The sequence below is a fragment of the Streptomyces sp. NP-1717 genome, assembly GCF_022695985.1.
GTDB lineage: Bacteria > Actinomycetota > Actinomycetes > Streptomycetales > Streptomycetaceae > Streptomyces.
In genome coordinates this window covers 45586-64159 of record NZ_JAAPBF010000011.1, presented here as the reverse complement: position 1 = coordinate 64159, position 18574 = coordinate 45586, and the positions used below count along the sequence as shown (strand labels likewise).

Genomic DNA, 18574 nt, shown 5'->3' with positions numbered 1-18574 from the left:
GGCCGGTGCGGGCTCTCGTCTCGCGGCTGGTGCACGCCGTGATCGTAGGTCGCGCCCGGCCCGTATCCCGGCGGGCGGAGACTCGTCCGCGCGGCGTCGTGACACCATCGGGCGCGTGCTCGACATCGGCTACTCCCTCTCCCGCCGCTTTCCCGATCCCCCGCAGACGGACTACCGCCTCGCCGATGTCCGGACCCTGCGGCACGATCTGTTCTGCGGCGACGTGTATCTCGCGGACACCAAGGCCGACCGCGAGGTGTCCACGGGCTGGGGCTGGGTGCCGGTGCTGGACTTCGCGTGGGCGCTGTGCGACATCGTGGAGCAGGTCGACCGCGATCCGCGCGGCAACCGGTCGGCCAACCGGCAGTACGCCGAACTGGACTTCACCGAGTCGACGGACCGCCTGCTCTTCGAGCGGCGCTTCGGCTGGGTGGACGTGACCGCCGACTGGATGCCCGCCGACGAACCCCCGCTCACCTTCGGCCACCGGCTGCTGCGCCGCGAGTCGCGCGACTTCCTGCACGACCTGCTGGCCGATCTCGGGGACATGCACGAGGGGCTGATGGACAATCCCGCGATCTGGGACATCCAGGCCCGCTTCCCCCGCGTCTGATCGTCCGCCCCGACGAAGCGAGCCGACATCGGCTGTTGTGGGCGGACACCGGCGGACACCGGCGGACACCGGACGGTATGGGTCGACATGGGTGGACGCGGGTGAATCCACACGACCCTGTGGGACGTTTTCGGATTGGCAGGAATACAGCCGCCGGGACCGGGCAGACGCAGTCCTGCCGGGACGCCACCAGGAACCCAACCAGGTTCACCCCCCACATGGCTGAGCCCCCGGAGCGCATTGAAGGCCCCGACCCACCCCCCACGGTCGGGGCCTTCCGCATGAGCCCTCAGCCGCCCGGCGCGTCCTCCACCCGTACGCCGATCTGCGCCGCGAACGCGGGTGCCAGATCGAGCAGTTGCGCCGTACTGATCACGGCACCGGCCAGCCGGTCGACCCCGCGCGCGATGCCCAGCTCGGCGACGGTCCGCAGATCGACATCTTTCATCCGGACGCCGCTGAGGTCCGCCTCCCTCAGGACGCAGTCCCGGAACTCGACGCGCTCCAACTCCGCTCCCCCGAAGTCCGGTTCGGCCAGGACGCAGCCATCGAACACCACGTCCTTCAGCTTCGCCCCGCGCAGATTCAGATAGTCGATCTTGCCGCCCCGGATCAGCACCCGCTCGAAGACCGCGCCGTGCATCTGCACCCCGCCCAGCCGCGCGTCCACCACCTCGACATCGCGCAGCGACGCTTCCCCCAGATCCGTGCCCACCCCGCGGATCCCTTCGAGGACGCAGTCGATGAAGCGCGCCCGGCCCAGGTCCGTCCGGTCGAGCCCGCACTCGCGCAGCGCGCAGTCCATGAACCGGGACCCCGGCCCCTCCTGATCCGCCAGATCCAGGCCGCCGAACTCCTGCCCGTCGTAATCCCCGTCGGGCTCCAGCTCTCCCCCGTACGCCGCCAGCGGCGGCAGCCGGACCTCCGGCCGCCGCGCCGGCACGCTCCGGCCGGCCGCCCCCGCCTTTCCTGCCTTCCCCGCCGTCGATTTGCGCGTCACCGCTCTGCGAACCATGGATCCATCGTGACGTACCCCACTGACAGCCGACCGAAATGCCCGACTCGTAATGTCACAAACCACGCCCGTTTCTCGTCACATCCGTGAGGACCACGCGCAGGCACACCGGGAACGAGTGAAACGAGTGAAGGGGCACCAGCCATGGATCACATCACCGTCGTCGGCGGCGGCTTCGCCGGACTCACCGCGGCCATCTCGGCGGCCGAGTCGGGCGCCAGAGTGACCGTCTTCGAGGCGCACCACACCTTCGGCGGGCGGGCCCGCACCACCGAGGGCCCGTACCGCGCCAACGAAGGGCCGCACGTCTTCTACCATCGCGGCCCCCACTGGACCTGGCTCCGACAGCGCGGTCTCCTCGGCCCGATGGCGCGCGTCCCGGCCCTCGAAGCCGCCCGCCTCCGCTTCCACCGCGACGGCGCGCTCCGCAAGGCCCCGCCCTTCGGGCTCCTCAAGGCGAGCCGGAGCCGGGCCGAACGGGCGCCCGTGAACGTCGACTTCCACACCTGGGCCACCGACCGGCACGGTCACGACGCGGCCGTCGCCGCCGCCCGTTACGCCGCCGTCGTCCTCTTCCACCACGATCCGGGCTCCCTCTCCGCCGCCTTCGTCCAGGAAAGGCTCCGGCGCGCCGCGACCATCCCGCCGGAGGCGCACATCGCGGTCGGCGGCTGGAGCCAGGTCATCGACCGGATGCTCGGACGGGCCTGGAACCTGGGCGTACGCATCGAGACCGTCTCCCGCGTCGACACCCTCCCCGAGGACGGCCCCGTGATCGTCGCGACGTCGCTCGAATCGGCCCGGCCGCTGCTCGGCGACGACAGCCTGCGGTGGGAGAGCGGGCGCACCGCCCTGCTGGACCTCGGTCTCACCACGCGCAGGGGCGACCCGTTCGTCATCTGCGATCTCGACGCGCCGGGCTGGCTGGAACGGTTCACCGCCGCCGACACCTCACTCGCACCGGCCGGTGAACAACTCCTCCAGGGCCAATTCCCGGTCGCCCCCGGCGAGTCCGCGGCCGTCGGCATCGCGCGCGCGGAGAACCTGCTCGACCTCGGCTTCCCCGAGTGGCGCGAACGGGCCCTGTGGCGGCGCCAGTCACTCGCCGCCGGCCGTACGGGAGCGGTCGACCTGCCCGGCACCACCTGGCGCGACCGGCCGCGCATCGACCGGGGCGACGGCGTCTATCTCGTCGGGGACCAGGTCGCCGCGCCCGGCGTCCTGTCCGAGGTCTCGTTCAACAGCGCGATCGAGGCGGCCTCGCTCGCGCTGCTGAGGGTCGGCGGCGTACGGCTCCGGCACTCCGCTTGACCTCAAGTCCGCTTGAGGTCGGAGGCTGACTGCCGTACGCCGCCCCGGAACGGCGCGACGCACCGGACCGCACGCGCCGCTAACCCGGCGCGCGCGAACGCGCCGGACCGCGCTCGCGACGTACCGGGACCCGACGAGGGAGCCAGCCATGCACGCCATCCGCCTCCACGCCTACGGGCCCGCCGAGAACCTGGTCCACGAGCGGACCGACGACCCCGTCCCCGGCCCCGGCCAGGTCCGGATCGCCGTCGCCGCGGCCGGGGTCCACCTCCTCGACACCGCCCTGCGCCAGGGCATGACCGGGCCGTACCCCGCGCCCGTCGAACTGCCCACCGTCCCCGGCCGCGAAGTCGCCGGCACGGTCGACGCGCTCGGCGACGGCACCGACCCGGGCTGGCTCGGCAAGCGGGTCGTCACCCACCTCGGCATGGCCCCCGGCGGCTACGCGGAACTCGCCGTCGCCGACGCGGCCCGGCTCCACGAGATCCCCGGCAACCTCGACGCCGCCGAAGCCGTCGCCATGATCGGCACCGGCCGCACCACCATGGGCATCCTCCAGTTCACCGCCCTCGGCCCCGAGGACGTCGCGATCGTCCCCGCCGCCGCCGGCGGCATCGGCACCCTCCTCGTCCAGTACGCGAAGAACGCCGGCGCCACCGTCATCGGCCTGGCCGGCGGACCCGTCAAGGTCGCGCGCGTCACCGAGAACGGCGCCGACCTCGCCGTCGACTACACCCGGCCCGACTGGCCGCAGACGGTCCGCGCCCACCTCGCGGGCCGCGCGGCCACCGTCGTCTTCGACTCCGTCGGAGGCGACACCGGCCGGGCCGCCGTCGACCTCCTCGGCAAGGGCGGCAGACACCTCGTCTTCGGCTGGTCCGGCGAAGGCATCCTCGACGGCGAACCGCTGAGCTACACGGAAGAGGAGCAGGCGGAGCGCGGCATCACCTCGGAGGGCGTCCTCGGGCCCGTCATGATCCAGAAGGCGGGCGGCGACGTACGCGCACTGGAGGTCCGCGCCCTGGCGGAGGCCGCGTCGGGCCGCCTGCGCCCGGCCGTACAGCGCTTCCCGCTCGCCGACGCGGCCGGGGCGCACCGCGCGCTGGAGACGCGCGGCACGATGGGCAAGGTGGTCCTGGAGCCGCCGCTCGCCCCGCGGCACGACTGACCGGAGATCAGTCCGCCGACGAGCCGGGGGCCGACAGTCGCTCGGCCAGCCGGTCGAGACCGCCCTTGATCAGCTGCCCGTAACCGTCGTCGCCGAGCGTGCCCACCGCGTCCAGCCCGCGCGCCAGATGATCGCGGGCCCGGTCGAGATCGCCCAGCCGCCGGTACACATCCCCCAGGTTGAGATGCAGCGACGGGTAGAACGCGGCCACCGGGCTCGCCACCCCCGCGAGCCGCGCGCGCTCGTCCGAGACCAGATCCGCCGCCTCCAACGCCCGCAGGTCCCAGACCAGTTCCTCCCGCGGATCGTCCTGGACATCCGCCATCGAGTGGGCCAGCGCGCATATGTGGAACGGGTCGCCGTCCGCGCCCAGCCGGTCCCACACACCGGCGAACACCCGCCGGGCGGCGTCCCGTTCACCACGCTGCCCCAGCTCCATGCCACGGCCGATCTCCGCCGTCACCGGATCGGGCTGCTGGATCGTCGTCCCGGACACGCGGTCCCCCCACAGAAGTCGGTCTCCACACTCGTCACCGAGAGTAGAGGGACCCACTGACAACGCCGCGCTCTCACGCCCCGGGCGCCCCCAGCGCGGCCAACTCCCCGTCCGTCAGCCGGAACACCGTCCACCCGTCCTGCGGCCGCGCCCCCAACGCCCGGTAGAAGGCGATCGACGGCTCGTTCCAGTCCAGTACGGACCACTCCAGCCGCTCGTACCCGCGCTCCACACAGATCCGCGCCAGCTCCGTCAGCAGCGCCTTGCCGTGCCCGCCACCGCGCCGCTCCGGACGGACGTACAGATCCTCCAGGTAGATGCCGTGCACCCCGCGCCACGTCGAGAAGTTCAGGAACCACAGCGCGAACCCCGCCACCTCGCCGTCGTCCGTCTCCGCGACGTGCGCGTACGCGGCGGGCCGCTCCCCGAACAGCGCCTCGCGCAACTGCGCCTCGGTCGCCCGCGCCTCGTCCGGGGCCTTCTCGTATGCCGCCAGTTCACGGATCATCGCGTGGATCACCGGAACGTCGGCGGCCGTCGCCGTACGAATCATGCCCGCAGCCTGCCCTTTCCCCGGCCGTCGCGCCAGCGGCGACCGGGCCGGCCGCGCTCGGCACTCCGTCGTCGAACGGTCCCGCCTGCGGCGTCAGCCACGGCGCTCCCGCAGCGCCCGCCCCACCGCCAGGTGCACGGGCGACAACCCCCGATCCCCGTCGCCGATGTCCCACAGACAGCTCTGGAGCACCCGCCCCAGCGTCCACGCCCGCGCGCGCTCCCGGTCGAGCCCCATGACCTCCGTCATGAGATCGAACCTCCACATGATGTCGCCCGTGTCGAACCGGTTGACCAGGGCGGGCAGCAGCTCGAACCCCGGATCCCCGGCCAGCGGCTTCGGATCGATGGCCAGCCACGGCTCACGGACCCCCGCCCCCGCCGCCGCCCCGGCGTCCGGCACCGGCGCCAGCACGTTCTCGAAGTGCAGATCCCAGTGCAGCAGCCGCTCCCCCGGCTCACCGGCCACCTCACGTACCGCCGCCGCACAGTCCAGGAGCAGCCGGCGCTCCGCGCCTGCCGGGAGCGACCGCACCGCCACCGGCGCCTCGTCGAGCATCGCCCCCGCGATCCCGCCCAGCGTCCGCAGGCCCGCCGGCGCGGGCCGCGCCGTCAGCCGGGCCAGCAGCCCGGCGATGACCGCCACCCCCTCCCGTACCGGGACACCGGCCAGATCCCGCGCCGCGTCCAGCCGCTCCAGCAGCAGCGTGCCCGACGCCTCGTCGTACTCCAGCAGCCGCACCGCGCCGTCGCCGTCCCACAGCCGCAGCGCCACCGGCTCACCGGCCGTCTCCCCGTCGAGGTCCTGGAGCTTCAGCACGGCCGGCGTACCGTCCGCCCGCTCCACCGGCAGGACGAGCGCGCACATACCGTGCATCGCCGGCCCCGTACGCCGAAGCTCCCACCTCTTCAGAAAGCCGGCCGCGCGCGCCGGCAGCGCGGCGATGAACGCGCGCCCCCGCGCACCCTGAAACGTCGACTGCGTCCTCACCAGCTCCGCCGGAATCTCCATCACCCCGAGCCTACGAGCACGCCCCCTCCCCCGAACCTGGACACAGCCTCGGAAAGCGGTGTACGAACACCGTCATGAGCAGCACCACGAACGGCGGCATCTCCTTCTGGTACGCCCAGGACGGCATACCCGCGCCCCGCGAACCCCTCCCCGGCGACGCGACGGCCGACGTCTGCGTCGTCGGCGGCGGCTTCACCGGCCTGTGGACGGCCTACTACCTGAAGAAGGCCGTGCCCTTCCTCAACATCACCGTCCTGGAAGGCAAGTTCTGCGGATACGGCGCCTCCGGGCGCAACGGCGGCTGGCTCTACAACGGCATCGCCGGCCGCGACGCCTACGCCCTCAAACACGGCCAGGACGCCGCTGTACGCCTCCAGCGGGCCATGAACGACACCGTGGCCGAAGTCGTACGCGTCGCCGCCGAAGAGACGATCGACGCCGACATCCACCGGGGCGGCGTCCTCGAAGTCGCGTACACACCCGCCCAACTCGCCCGCCTCAAGGAGTTCCACACCACCGAGATCGCCTTCGGCGAGACCGACCGCACCCTGCACGGCGCACGCGAGACCGCCGAACGCGTACGGGTCACCGGAGCCGTCGGCTCCACCTGGACCCCGCACGGCGCCCGGCTGCACCCCGTCAAACTCCTCAAGGGCCTCGCCGCGGCCGTCGAGGCACTCGGCGTCACCATCCACGAATCGACGCCCGTCACCGAGATCAAGCCCAAACACGCGATCACCCCGTACGGCACCGTCCGCGCGCCCTACATCCTGCGCTGCACCGAGGGCTTCACCGCCGGCCTCAAGGGCGAGCGCCGCACCTGGCTCCCCATGAACTCCTCGATGATCGCGACCGAACCGCTGCCCGCCGCGGTGTGGGACACCATCGGCTGGGAAGGCCGCGAAACCCTCGGCGACATGGCGCACGCCTACATGTACGCCCAGCGCACCGCCGACGACCGCATCGCGCTCGGCGGCCGGGGGGTCCCGTACCGTTACGGCTCCCGAACCGACAACGACGGCCGCACCCAGCCCGCCACCATCGCCGCCCTGCGCGACATCCTGGTCCGCTTCTTCCCCACCACGGCCGGTGTCCGCATCGATCACGCCTGGTCGGGGGTCCTCGGCGTCCCCCGCGACTGGTGCGCCACGGTCACCCTCGACCGCTCCACCGGCCTCGGCTGGGCGGGCGGCTACGTCGGCTCCGGAGTCGCCACGACCAACCTCGCGGCCCGCACCCTGCGCGACCTGATCCAGCAGGACTCGGGCCAGGCCGGCCCCACGGACCTCACGACGCTGCCCTGGGTCAACCACAAGGTCCGCAAATGGGAACCGGAGCCCCTGCGCTGGCTGGGAGTCCACACCCTCTACGCGGCCTACCGCACGGCGGACCGCCAGGAGTCCACGACCCACACGACGACCACCCCCACCCTCGCCCGCACGGCGAACCGCATCTCGGGCCGCCACTGACCCCCTCAACGCCGAAAGGCCAGGTCATCACGGACGACCTGGCCTTCCCCCGAGCCCCCTGTCGGATTCGAACCGACGACCTACGCATTACAAGTGCGTTGCTCTGGCCAACTGAGCTAAGGAGGCGTGCGGGAAAACTATAACCGGCACGGATCACAGGTCAGCCGGGAATTTGGATGCTGCTCACCTACTGACAGATCTTGAAACGCGGGGTAGCGTCACCTCAAGTTCATCCAGGTGGACTAGACCCATCCTCCGCCCCTCGGCGGGGGAGCCATTCCTTTACTCGGATCGTCCGGCACGTTCCTGCCGGTGAAGGGACCACATCACCATGGCCACTGTTCAGTTCGACAAGGCGACCCGTGTGTACCCGGGTTCCACCAAGCCCGCCGTCGACCAGCTCGAGCTCGACGTCGCGGACGGCGAGTTCCTCGTGCTCGTCGGGCCCTCCGGCTGCGGCAAGTCGACCTCCCTGCGCATGCTCGCGGGTCTTGAGGACGTCAACGGCGGAGCGATCCGCATCGGTGACCGCGATGTCACGCACCTGCCGCCCAAGGACCGGGACATCGCGATGGTGTTCCAGAACTACGCGCTGTACCCGCACATGTCGGTCGCCGACAACATGGGTTTCGCGCTGAAGATCGCGGGCGTCAACAAGGCCGACATCCGTAAGAAGGTCGAAGAGGCCGCGAAGATCCTCGACCTCACCGAGTACCTGGACCGCAAGCCGAAGGCGCTCTCCGGTGGTCAGCGCCAGCGTGTGGCGATGGGGCGCGCCATCGTGCGTGAGCCGCAGGTGTTCCTCATGGACGAGCCGCTGTCGAACCTCGACGCCAAGCTCCGTGTGTCGACCCGTACGCAGATCGCCTCGCTCCAGCGCCGTCTGGGCATCACGACCGTGTACGTCACGCACGACCAGGTCGAGGCCATGACCATGGGTGACCGGGTCGCCGTCCTCAAGGACGGTCTGCTCCAGCAGGTGGACTCGCCGCGCAACATGTACGACCGCCCCGCCAACCTCTTCGTCGCCGGCTTCATCGGCTCCCCGGCCATGAACCTGGTCGAGGTCCCGATCACCGACGGTGGTGTGAAGTTCGGCAACAGCGTCGTCCCGATCTCCCGTGAGGCGCTGTCCGCCGCGGCCGACCGTGGTGACAGCACCGTCACCGTCGGTGTCCGCCCGGAGCACTTCGACATCGTGGAGCAGGGCGGCGAGGTCGCCAAGACGCTGTCGAAGGACGCCGACGACGCGCCGGCCGGTCTGGCCGTCACCGTCAACGTCGTCGAGGAGCTGGGCGCCGACGGTTACGTCTACGGCGACGCGCAGGTCGGCGGCGAGCACAAGGACCTGGTGGTCCGCGTCAACGGCCGTGCCGTTCCCGAGAAGGGCGCGAAGCTGCACGTCGTGCCGCGTCCGGGCGAGACGCACGTCTTCGCCTCGTCCACGGGTGAGCGCCTCAGCGACTGACCCGAAGAACGTACTAACGGCCCCGCACTTCGGTGCGGGGCCGTTTGCGTATGCCGCCCGGGCGGACAAATACCCCGGCACACAGGCCATTTCGATTCGCGTACGTCAACACCCGATTCGAAAAGCCCAGTCGAACCATCCCTCACCCGAGTGACTAAATGTCGCCAAATCATCACTGACCGCTACGCTCGCCTCCGTGACCCACACTGCCCGCCGAATCGGCCGAACTCTCGCCCTCGTACTGCCCGTCGTCCTCGTCCTCTCCGGAACCCTCGCGGTCGCGACCGTCCCGTGGGCGGCGAAGAGCTCCGAGGCACAGATCCTCACCGCGTCATCGGACAAGGCGTCCGTACGCGCCAAGTCCCGCGCCCCCCAGGACGTTCTCCGCGACAAGCTGCTCGTGGAGCTCCAGGAGAAGGACCCGGGGATCGCCCTGACCCACCTCCAGCGCCAGATCGAGGAGCGCCCCTCGCTCGCCAAGCACTGCATGTCCCTGGCCCGCGCGCTCGGCCGTGCCGCGGTCGCGCACTACGGACCCACCCGCGCGCAGTCGTTCTCCCGCCCCGTGTGCGACACCTCGTTCGCCTACGGGGTCTCCCAGCAGACCGCCGGGCACTGAGCACCGCCTCCCCGACCGCCCCGCCTATCGTTCACGGCATGATGACGTTTCCGACGCAGGCCGTGGTCCTCGCGGGCGGCCAGGGTTCGCGGCTGCGCCCGTACACCGACGACCGTCCCAAGCCGATGGTCGAGATCCCCGGGACGGGGACCCCGATCATCGGCCATCAGCTTGCCTGGCTGGCCGCCGAGGGCGTCACGGACGCCGTTGTCTCGTGCGGCCATCTCGCCGAGGTGCTCCAGGAGTGGCTGGACTCGTCGGAACTCCCGCTGCGTGTCACGACCGTGGTGGAGAAGGAGCCGCTCGGCCGCGGCGGTGGTCTCAAATACGCCGCCGCCCGGCTGCCCGAGCCCGGGCAGCCCTGGTACGCGACCAACGGCGACATCTGGACGCGTTTCTCGCTGCGCGAGATGGCCGCGTTCCACGCCGAGCGCGATGCCACCGCGACGCTCGCCCTCGCCCGGCCGCGGATTCCCTGGGGGGCCGTGGAGACCGACGAGTTCGGCCATGTGCTGGACTTCATCGAGTCGCCGCCGTCGCCGTATCTGATCAACGCCGGTGTGTACGTGTTCTCGTCCGCGTTCGCGGGTCTGCTGCCCGACCGCGGTGACCACGAGCGGACGACCTTTCCCCGGCTGGCGCGCGAGCGGCTTCTGGCGGGCTTCCCGCTGCCGCAGGGCGCGTACTGGCGGGCCATCGACACCGCGAAGGACCTCACGGAGGCGGCCAAGGAGCTGGCGACCGCCGCGCGTTGACCGTCCCGCGCTGACCAGTCGACCGCCGCGCCGTGCGGAGCGCTCCTGGCGGGGCCTGACGGGCGCCGAGACGCCCTGGGCGACTCTCCCGACGTACGGGTAGGTCTCAAGCCCGCAGACGGGCCCACAGCACGCGTACGAGGGCGGCCACCCGATCCCGCCGGGTGGCCGCCCTCGTACGTGTTCCGGTCGTCGCCGCGCCGCGTCAGCCGAGCAGGCCGCCGATCGGGTTCTTGGCGCCGCCACCGCCGCCGGTGGACGAGCCGCCCTCACCGCCCGTGGTGCCGCCGCCGTCGCCTCCGCCGCCGGTGGTGCCTCCTCCTCCGCCGCCACCCGTCGAGCCGCCGCTCGTGGCGGGGCCCTGGCTGCTGGACGGCGGCGGTGCCTGCTGCTGCTGAGACGTCTGCGGGGGTGCCTGGCCGGTGCCCTGGGACTGGCTGGGCCGGCCGCTCGCACCGGTCTGGCCGGGCTCGCGGGCGGGGTTGCGGCCCGGCGTCGACTGCTCGGCCGACGGACCGCTGGTCTGGCCGGCCGTCGGCGCGGCGCTGCCGCCGTTCTGCCGGGCCTCGCCGGTGGGCGAGCCGGACGCGCTGCTCCTGCCGGACTTCTGCGGGAGCGGCGAGCCGGGGAGCTGGTTGACCGGGTTGTTCGGGCCGGGCACGGTCACCATCTCCGTGGACCGGACGGCGCCGCCGAGCATGGAGCCGATGAGCAGCGTCAGACCGATGACCACGGTCGCGACGACCGCGCCGCGGCGCAGGACGCGGCGCCGCAGTTCCCTGAGCGGGGAGCGCGGGCCGAGCTTGCGCCAGGCCTCGCCGGCCAGGCGTCCGTCCAGGGAGTAGACGGGGGCGCCCGCGATGATCAGCGGGGACCAGGCGGCCAGGTAGATGATGTCGGGCGCGTCGTAGACGGGAACGGTGCGCCAGCTGACGGTGAGGATCAGCGCGGCCGAGAGCAGCGCCCCGAAGCAGGCGGCGAGGCGCTGCCAGAGGCCGAGGACGGTGAGGACACCGGCGACGACCTGGAGGAACGCGACGCTGAGTCCGGCGCCGACGGGGTGGGAGAGGGCGAAGTCGCGCAGCGGTTCGGCGAGTGCCCACGGCTGGAGCGAGGTGAGCCAGGTGACCATGGAGCCGCGCTTGCCGCCGTCGAAGTAGACGGGGTCGCAGAGCTTGCCCATGCCCGCGTAGATGGAGATGAGGCCGAGGAAGACGCGGAGCGGCAGGAGCACCACGCCGAGGTTCATGCGGCGGCCGGGGTAGTAGGCGTGCCGTACGGCGGCCTCCGACGCCGAGAGGTCGCTGCGCTCTCCGCGCGGGTCGTCGTCGTAGTCGGGGCCGTCGTGGCCACGGCGTTCGCGTTCGTGGTCGCGCTCGTACTCGAAGTCGTCGCGGTCGTCGTGCCCGCCGCGGTGGCGCGCGCCGCCGGTGCCGTAGGTGTCGTACTCCGGTGCGTCGTACGCGCCGACGGCCTGCCGCATGGGAGGCAGCAGGGGGGCGTCGGTCCCGCCGCCGGGGTGCGGTACGCGGGGGGTCGGCATCGTGTCGTCGCCCAGGTCGATGCGCGGGATGACCTGGGTGGAGCCGGCGACGCCCGCCTCGTAGGGGCCGCGCGGTGCTTCGGCGAGGGCCGCGCCCGCTGCTGTCGCGGAGGAGTTCCGTACGGCCTGGAGGAGCCCGGTGGCTCCGAGGTCGCCCGGTTCCGACCTGCCGCTCCAGACGACGGGGGCCCGGCGGCGGGCCGCGCCTCGGGGGCGGCTCATCGCGGGGATCCGCGCGGTGTCCGCCGTGGCGCGTACGGGGCTGGGGCGCTGGCTCGTTGCGAGCTTCACCCGAAAGCTGGCGTGGTTCACGATGACCTGCGCGGGATCGCAGTCCACCTTGACCATGCTCAGCGGGGGCTGTTCGTCGAACCCGGGCCGGGGCGTTCTGGTGTCCACACTCATCTAACCGAGTGACTTGTGTTTAGGACACTGCCTTGACGGCCGGGAAATGTCCGAGACCCGTCAAGAGTGGCGGGACGGGGACATCTGTACGAAGGGTGCGTCGTACCGCCCCGGCGCGGTGCCCGTCGCCGGGCCCGCGCCGCCGGGCCGCTCAGCCGCGCCGGCGGGCCGCCTCGTACAGCACCACTCCGGCGGCGACGCCCGCGTTCAGGGATTCGGCGCCGCCCGGCATCGCGATGCGCACCCGGTAGTCGCAGGTCTCGCCGACCAGCCGGGACAGGCCCTTGCCCTCGCTGCCGACCACGATCACGACGGGGCCGCCGAGCGCCGGGAGGTCGCCGACCTCGGTGTCGCCGTCGGCGGCCAGACCCACGACGGTCAGACCGGCCTTCTGGTAACCCTCCAGCGCGCGGGTGAGGTTGGTGGCGCGGGCGACGGGCGTACGGGCGGCGGTGCCGGCCGAGGTCTTCCACGCGCCGGCGGTCATGCCGGCCGCGCGCCGCTCGGGCACGACGACGCCGTGACCGCCGAAGGCGGTGACGGAGCGGACGACGGCGCCGAGGTTGCGCGGGTCGGTGATGCCGTCGAGCGCGACGATCAGCGGGTCCTCGCCGTCGTCGAAGGCGGCGGCGGCCAGGTCCTCGGGGTGCGCGTACTCGTACGGCGGGACCTGGAGCACCATGCCCTGGTGGTTGAGGCCGTTGGTCATGCGGTCGAGCTCGGGCCGGGGGGCTTCCATCAGGTGGATGCCACCGCGGTCGGCGGCGAGCTGAAGGGCCTCGCGCACGCGCTCGTCGTTGTCGATGTACTGCTGTACGTAGAGCATCGTCGCCGGTACGCCGTCGCGCAGCGCCTCGAAGACGGGGTTGCGGCCGACGACCATCTCGCTGGTGCCCTTGCCGCCGCGCCGGGTGACCTGGCGGCGTGCGGTCAGCTTGGCCTTGGCGTTGGAGACACGGTTCTGCACATGGCCCTTGCGGGCGGACGCGGGCGGCGTCGGGCCCTTGCCCTCCAGGCCGCGGCGTCGCTTGCCACCGCTGCCGACCTGCGCGCCCTTCTTGTTGGACGTGCGGCGGTTCCTGCGTTGGCTGTTCCCGGCCATGACCTACCTGTTTCGTTGCTTCCGTCGGTTCGTGAGAACTTCACTTCGTTCACGCGAGTGTGCCGCCCGGCGGCCGGACAGCACAATCGGGGCCCCCGGTCGAGGCCCCGCGGCACCCGGACCGCCCGGCGCCTCCTCTTCAGGAGGCCGTGGTGTTCGCCCCGCTCAGCGGGGGCCCAGCGTCCACCGCGGGCCGGCCGGGCCGTCCTCGATGACGAGTCCGGACTGCTGGAGCCGGTCCCGGATGGCGTCCGCCGCGGCCCAGTCCTTGCGGCCGCGTGCCGACTCGCGCTGGTCGAGCACCAGCCGTACGAGGGTGTCGACGACTCCGTGCAGGCTCTCGCGCCCGTCGGGGCCGTCCCCGCCGGCGCCCGCTCCCGTCCAGTGTGCGTCCAGCGGGTCCAGACCGAGAACTCCGAGCATCGCGCGGACCTCGGCGAGGCGGGCGACCGCCGCTTCCTTGTCGTCGGCGGCGAGTGCCGAGTTCCCCTGCCGGACGGTGGTGTGGATGATCGCGAGGGCCTGCGGTACGCCCAGGTCGTCGTCCATCGCCTCGGCGAAGGCGGGCGGCACCTCGTCGGCGGGCTCCACGGTGTGGCCGGCCAGTTCGATGACGCGCTGGACGAAGCCCTCGATCCGCCCGAAGGCGGACTCGGCCTCGCGCAGGGCCTCCTCGCTGTACTCGATCATCGAGCGGTAGTGCGGTGTGCCGAGGTAGTAGCGCAGGACGATGGGCCGCCAGTGCTTGACCATCTCGCTCACCAGGACCGAGTTGCCGAGCGACTTGGACATCTTCTCGCCGCTCATGGTGACCCAGGCGTTGTGCACCCAGTACTCGGCGAACTCGTCGCCGTACGCCTTGGCCTGCGCGATCTCGTTCTCGTGGTGCGGGAAGACCAGGTCGAGGCCGCCGCCGTGGATGTCGAAGGCGCTGCCGAGGTACTTGTGCGCCATGGCGGAGCACTCCAGGTGCCAGCCGGGGCGGCCGGGACCCCAGGGGGTCTCCCAGTACGGCTCGCCGGGCTTGACGGCCTTCCACATCGCGAAGTCGCGCTGGTCACGCTTGCCGGTCTCGCCCTCGCCGGAGGGCTGGCGCAGATCGTCGATGTCCTGGTTGGAGAGCTGGAGGTACTCCGGGAAGGACCGCACGTCGAAGTAGACGTTGCCGTCGCTCGCGTAGGCGTGACCGCGCTCGATGAGGACGCGCATCATCTCGATCATCTCGGGGACGTGCCCGGTGGCGCGCGGCTCGTAGGTGGGCGGCAGGCAGCCCAGCACGTCGTAGCCGTCGTTGAAGGCGCGCTCGTTCTCGTACCCGATCGCCCACCAGGGGCGGTTCTGCGCGGCCGACTTGGCGATGATCTTGTCGTCGATGTCGGTGACGTTCCGTACGAAGGTCACGTCGTAGCCGCGGTGGGTGAACCAGCGCCGCAGGATGTCGAAGTTGAGCCCCGACCTGATGTGTCCGATGTGCGGTGCGGCCTGCACGGTGGCACCGCAGAGGTAGATCGAGACACAGCCCGGGACGAGCGGGGTGAAGTCACGGATCTGCCGGGCGCCGGTGTCGTACAGCCGAATGGTCACCCGACAAGGGTAGTGCTCCGGAGGCAGTGCACCGGGCCCCTTGGGGAGACGGGACACCGAAGCGTGACGTTGGAACCGTCCGACGGCCCTCGTCAGGGGCTGTTCGGACGGCTGTCGTGGAACACCACCGGGCACTGTCCGATGACGGACAGTGCCCGGTGGTCGCCCGGAGGGCGTCGGACGCGGCCGGCGGTCAGATGCGGCCGACGACCTTGCGCGGGGTTATCCGGACGACCACGCGCTCGTCGTCCTGGGCCGCGTTCGCGTTGAACTCGCCGTACGTCTTCCCGACGTACTTCACGGCCAGCTCGTCGATGAGTTCCTGTCCGCCCTCCGTGGTGAGGGTGGCCGACCCGCGGATCTCGGCGTACGAGTACGGGGCGTCGAAGGGCTGGAGCATGACCGTCACTCGGGGGTCGCGCCGCAGGTTCTCCTCCTTACGACGGCCGACGGTCGTCGAGATGAGGATGTCGTCGCCGTCGCGCTTCACCCATACCGGCGACACCTGGGGGCTGCCGTCGGGCTGGATGGTGGCGATCGCGACGAAGACGGGGCTGTCGAGGAGCTCCTTGAGCTTCTCGGAGAGAGCGACTGCCATCGATGCTGCCTTCCTGAGGAGGGGTGCGCGGGAGGGGTACGCCGTGGTGCGCGTACCCCTCGATGACTTCTCAACCGATGCCGGCCTCCCGGTATTTCGGGTCGGGGCACTCGGTGTGGGCGGATCTGCCCGCCCGCGGGTCAGCGGGCGCGCACGAGCAGCGCCGTGGCGATCGCGGCCAGGCCCTCGCCGCGCCCCGTCAGCCCGAGCCCGTCGGTGGTCGTGCCGGACACGGAGACGGGCGCGCCGACGGCCTCCGACAGCACCTTCATGGCTTCGTCGCGGCGCTTGCCGATCTTCGGCCGTACGCCGATGACCTGGACGGCGACGTTCCCGATGACGAAGCCCTCGGCGCGGACGATCCTGGCCGCCTCCTTGAGGAGGGTGACGCCGGAGGCGCCGGACCATTCGGGCCGGGAGGTCCCGAAGTGCGCGCCGAGGTCTCCGGCGCCGGCCGCGGAGAAGAGCGCGTCACAGGCGGCATGGGCGGCGACGTCGCCGTCGGAGTGGCCGGCGAGGCCCTGGCCGGCGTTCTCGGGGCCGTCCCAGAGCAGACCGGCGCACCACAGCTCGCGCCCGGCCTCGAAGGCGTGCACGTCGGTGCCGATGCCGATCAGCGGCAGACCGGCGGGCGGTACGGACTCAGAACCCATCGTTGGCCCTCCTGCGGGCGAGTACGGCCTCGGCGAGCACCAGGTCCAGCGGGCGGGTCACCTTGAACGCCTCCTCGTGGCCCGGCACGACCACGACGGGCGCGCCGAGCTGTTCGACGAGCCCGGCGTCGTCCGTCGCGCCCTGGCCGGCGAGCGGCACGGTCAGGTGCGCGCGTACGAGCGTGTCCCGGTCGAAGCCCTGCGGGGTCTGTACGGCGCGCAGCCTGGCCCGCTCGGGGGTGGCGACGACGGGCTCGGGCTGGTCCTTCTCCCCGGGCTCGACCTCTTTGACGGTGTCGGCGAGCGGCAGGGCGGGGACGACGGCGGGCGCTCCGGCCCGTACGGCGTCGACCACCGCGTCCACGGTGTCGACCGGCACGAGCGGCCGGGCCGCGTCGTGGACGAGGACGGTGGTGATGTCGTCCGGCAGGGCCTCCACGCCGAGCCGTACGGACTCCTGGCGGGTCTCGCCGCCCGGTACCACGAGGTAGTCGGTGCGCGTGGGCAGTGAGTGCTCGTCGAGGAGCAGCTTCACCGCCGCCGCGTCGTCGGGCGGGGCCACCACGACCACGAGGGAGACCGCGCGGGAGGCCGCCATGGCCCGTACCGCGTGGACCAGCATCGGGGTGCCGCCCAGGGTGCGGAGCGCCTTGGGGGCGCCGGGGCCGAGCCGTATGCCACGGCCCGCCGCGGGGATCACGGCGGCGGTGCGGTGTGGGCTCGATTCGTCTGACATCGGTTGCACTCCGGCAGGTTTGTTTCCTCGGCCGACATGGGTATGGCCACAGCGTGCCGGGCGCGGCGCCTTGACCGGACCCTTCCGTGACACTGGTTGAGACCAGCTGCGCCAGCTGCCCGGGCCCGGCACACCAGGATCGGGCGCAGGCGCGTGTGTCGGATTCGAGTACGGATACGGGGACTGCGGGGAATATTCGGTTGTGACGTGGTGTCACATCCGAGTAGATCCTAGGGCCGGACGAGGCTCGTGAAGAGGTCCCGCCGAAGAGATTTTCATTTCCCGGGATCTGCTGACTCCTCCGGGCATGCCGCAGTGCCCGGCGACACAGCGTGTGAATCACTGCTGGTCAGCGGGCACCGCGGCATTGATGCCTGGTCCTGCTTCACGCCCGGCTGCTGCTCCGCGTCCGTGCGCGCGTGGCGCGCACATCGACCGCGTACGACAGCCGGGGCGTCCGGGTCAGGCCCCGGTCAGGACGCGAGGACCTCGTCGAGCAGAGCCTCGGCCTTGTCCTCGTTCGTGTTCTCCGCGAGAGCCAGCTCGCTCACCAGAATCTGGCGCGCCTTGGCGAGCATGCGCTTCTCACCTGCGGAGAGTCCGCGCTCTCGCTCCCGACGCCAGAGGTCACGGACCACTTCGGCGACCTTGATGACATCGCCGGAGGCGAGCTTCTCAAGATTTGCCTTGTAGCGCCGGGACCAGTTCGTCGGCTCTTCGGCGTACGGTGCCCTGAGCACCTCGAAGACCCGGTCCAGCCCATCCTGACCGACCACATCGCGCACTCCGACGAACTCCGCATTGTCCGCCGGGACACGAACCGTCAGGTCGCCCTGGGCGACCTTGAGCACCAAGTAGGTCTTGTCCACGCCTTTGATCTGACGAGTTTCGATAGCCTCGATCAGCGCGGCCCCGTGATGGGGATAGACCACGGTGTCGCCAACCTTGAACGTCATGTGACAGGTACCCCTTCCGTGGCTATCCAGGGTAACACGGGAACGGCTTCTTCTGAATGGCGTTTTCGCAGGTCAGGGCGCATCTCGGGGCTTGACAACAGCAATGGGAACGTGCTGCGAGCGGCTTCCGGAACGAGGTATTCGCAGGTGGGAGCGGCTGCGAAGCCGGACAGAAACACACGTGTTCCACCGCCCCGAACCCCGCCACGATGGGCCGAACGTCCACATATGTCTGGTTCCGAAGGCTGAACTTCCCCTGCTCCGTTCGGATGTCGGTCACACGTGCGGACGGAAGTGCGAACGCAATCCGAATTTGATCACCGGCGGTTTACGAAGCTATCCGGCGCTATTCGTAAGGAATGTGTGTCGGGTCGGGGAATTGATCACCGGACTTATGTGAACGGCGTACTAAACATGCCGTGGCCACTTACTTTCGCCACGCTTAGCACCCCGCCCCGGACCTCACCGCGGACCTCACCCCGGTCTCACTGCCATCTCACTCCGGTCCCACCACCCGTC

18 protein-coding genes and 1 tRNA gene are annotated in these 18574 nt (G+C 71.4%); 7 read left to right on the top strand and 12 right to left on the bottom strand.

What is annotated here, in order from left to right; translation table 11 throughout:
* Positions 1-115: 115 nt before the first annotated feature.
* Positions 116-613 carry a hypothetical protein gene (locus tag GXP76_RS04345; protein ID WP_242570061.1) on the top strand — a complete coding sequence of 166 codons (498 nt, stop codon included), beginning with the start codon at positions 116-118 and terminating at the stop codon, positions 611-613.
* A 289-nt stretch (positions 614-902) separates the two neighbouring features.
* Here the strand turns inward: GXP76_RS04345 and GXP76_RS04340 are convergent, their stop codons facing one another.
* Positions 903-1628 (bottom strand): pentapeptide repeat-containing protein, encoded by a 726-nt coding sequence (locus GXP76_RS04340; RefSeq protein ID WP_242570060.1) that lies wholly within the window; start codon positions 1626-1628, stop codon positions 903-905.
* Between the two features lie 144 nt (positions 1629-1772).
* Between GXP76_RS04340 and GXP76_RS04335 the strand changes: the two genes are divergently transcribed.
* Positions 1773-2939, top strand: a complete 1167-nt coding sequence (locus GXP76_RS04335) for an NAD(P)-binding protein (RefSeq protein ID WP_242570059.1) — start codon at positions 1773-1775, stop codon at positions 2937-2939.
* Positions 2940-3087: 148 nt separating this feature from the next.
* The gene (locus tag GXP76_RS04330) at positions 3088-4107 is read left to right on the top strand and encodes a zinc-binding dehydrogenase (RefSeq protein ID WP_242570058.1); all 1020 of its coding nucleotides are present in this window, start codon (positions 3088-3090) and stop codon (positions 4105-4107) included.
* A 7-nt stretch (positions 4108-4114) separates the two neighbouring features.
* Here GXP76_RS04330 and GXP76_RS04325 read toward each other — a convergent pair whose 3' ends face one another.
* The 3 genes from GXP76_RS04325 to GXP76_RS04315 all read right to left on the bottom strand — a co-directional run bounded on the left by GXP76_RS04325 (position 4115) and on the right by GXP76_RS04315 (position 6167).
* The gene (locus tag GXP76_RS04325; RefSeq protein WP_242570057.1) at positions 4115-4603 is read right to left on the bottom strand and encodes a hypothetical protein; all 489 of its coding nucleotides are present in this window, start codon (positions 4601-4603) and stop codon (positions 4115-4117) included.
* Positions 4604-4676: 73 nt separating this feature from the next.
* Positions 4677-5156, bottom strand: coding sequence for a GNAT family N-acetyltransferase (locus GXP76_RS04320; RefSeq protein ID WP_242570056.1), 480 nt, complete (start codon positions 5154-5156; stop codon positions 4677-4679).
* A 93-nt stretch (positions 5157-5249) separates the two neighbouring features.
* On the bottom strand, positions 5250-6167 hold the full coding sequence (locus GXP76_RS04315) for an aminoglycoside phosphotransferase family protein (protein WP_277992963.1): 918 nt from the start codon (positions 6165-6167) through the stop codon (positions 5250-5252).
* A gap of 74 nt (positions 6168-6241) precedes the next feature.
* Between GXP76_RS04315 and GXP76_RS04310 the strand changes: the two genes are divergently transcribed.
* Positions 6242-7636, top strand: coding sequence for an FAD-binding oxidoreductase (locus GXP76_RS04310; RefSeq protein ID WP_242570054.1), 1395 nt, complete (start codon positions 6242-6244; stop codon positions 7634-7636).
* Between the two features lie 52 nt (positions 7637-7688).
* Here the strand turns inward: GXP76_RS04310 and GXP76_RS04305 are convergent.
* A tRNA-Thr gene (locus GXP76_RS04305) sits at positions 7689-7762 on the bottom strand.
* 205 nt (positions 7763-7967) lie between these two features.
* Between GXP76_RS04305 and GXP76_RS04300 the strand changes: the two genes are divergently transcribed.
* From GXP76_RS04300 to GXP76_RS04290, 3 genes are all read left to right on the top strand, one after another.
* Complete coding sequence (locus GXP76_RS04300; RefSeq protein WP_147876643.1) at positions 7968-9104, top strand: ABC transporter ATP-binding protein; 1137 nt, start codon at positions 7968-7970, stop codon at positions 9102-9104.
* A gap of 196 nt (positions 9105-9300) precedes the next feature.
* Positions 9301-9723, top strand: coding sequence for a hypothetical protein (locus GXP76_RS04295; protein WP_242570053.1), 423 nt, complete (start codon positions 9301-9303; stop codon positions 9721-9723).
* 38 nt (positions 9724-9761) lie between these two features.
* Positions 9762-10478 (top strand): nucleotidyltransferase family protein, encoded by a 717-nt coding sequence (locus GXP76_RS04290; protein WP_242570052.1) that lies wholly within the window; start codon positions 9762-9764, stop codon positions 10476-10478.
* Between the two features lie 205 nt (positions 10479-10683).
* Here the strand turns inward: GXP76_RS04290 and GXP76_RS04285 are convergent, their stop codons facing one another.
* The 7 genes from GXP76_RS04285 to GXP76_RS04255 all read right to left on the bottom strand — a co-directional run bounded on the left by GXP76_RS04285 (position 10684) and on the right by GXP76_RS04255 (position 18055).
* Positions 10684-12426 (bottom strand): DoxX family protein, encoded by a 1743-nt coding sequence (locus GXP76_RS04285; RefSeq protein WP_242570051.1) that lies wholly within the window; start codon positions 12424-12426, stop codon positions 10684-10686.
* A 151-nt stretch (positions 12427-12577) separates the two neighbouring features.
* A complete protein-coding gene (rlmB, locus tag GXP76_RS04280) occupies positions 12578-13528 on the bottom strand; it encodes a 23S rRNA (guanosine(2251)-2'-O)-methyltransferase RlmB (RefSeq protein ID WP_242570050.1) in 951 nt (316 codons plus the stop codon).
* 165 nt (positions 13529-13693) lie between these two features.
* Positions 13694-15112 carry a cysteine--tRNA ligase gene (gene cysS / locus GXP76_RS04275; RefSeq protein WP_242570049.1) on the bottom strand — a complete coding sequence of 473 codons (1419 nt, stop codon included), beginning with the start codon at positions 15110-15112 and terminating at the stop codon, positions 13694-13696.
* A 193-nt stretch (positions 15113-15305) separates the two neighbouring features.
* On the bottom strand, positions 15306-15710 hold the full coding sequence (locus GXP76_RS04270; protein WP_242570048.1) for a PPOX class F420-dependent oxidoreductase: 405 nt from the start codon (positions 15708-15710) through the stop codon (positions 15306-15308).
* 140 nt (positions 15711-15850) lie between these two features.
* Positions 15851-16363: a 2-C-methyl-D-erythritol 2,4-cyclodiphosphate synthase gene (ispF, locus tag GXP76_RS04265; protein WP_242570047.1), complete on the bottom strand. Its 513-nt coding sequence runs from the start codon at positions 16361-16363 to the stop codon at positions 15851-15853.
* On the bottom strand, positions 16353-17099 hold the full coding sequence (gene ispD, locus GXP76_RS04260) for a 2-C-methyl-D-erythritol 4-phosphate cytidylyltransferase (RefSeq protein WP_242570046.1): 747 nt from the start codon (positions 17097-17099) through the stop codon (positions 16353-16355). The genes ispF and ispD overlap by 11 nt, the downstream gene beginning before the upstream one ends.
* A gap of 473 nt (positions 17100-17572) precedes the next feature.
* Positions 17573-18055: a CarD family transcriptional regulator gene (locus GXP76_RS04255; protein ID WP_003953493.1), complete on the bottom strand. Its 483-nt coding sequence runs from the start codon at positions 18053-18055 to the stop codon at positions 17573-17575.
* Positions 18056-18574: the final 519 nt, after the last annotated feature.